Annotated in this window: 1 protein-coding gene; it reads left to right on the top strand. The window is 47.1% G+C overall.

What is annotated here, in order from left to right; translation table 11 throughout:
- On the top strand, positions 1–240 hold a 240-nt coding region (locus HBA93_RS23265; protein WP_221724799.1), incomplete at both ends, for an amidohydrolase family protein.

Raw genomic sequence — 240 nt, forward strand, 5'->3', positions numbered from 1 at the left:
TGCCCGGATTCATTGATACACATATCCATTTTCCACAAAGCCAGGTGGTTGCGTCCTATGCGGCGGAACTGCTTGACTGGCTCAATGATTATACTTTCATCGAAGAACAGAAATATGCTGATGAGCAATTTAGTGAGCATATTGCCGAGCGCTTTATCGATGAATTATTGCGTCACGGCACCACGACTGTTGTGGCCTATGGTTCTGTGCATCCGCAAAGCGTGGATGCATTTTTCCGCG

It is taken from the genome of Ochrobactrum sp. SFR4 (assembly GCF_019730395.1).
GTDB lineage: Bacteria > Pseudomonadota > Alphaproteobacteria > Rhizobiales > Rhizobiaceae > Pseudochrobactrum.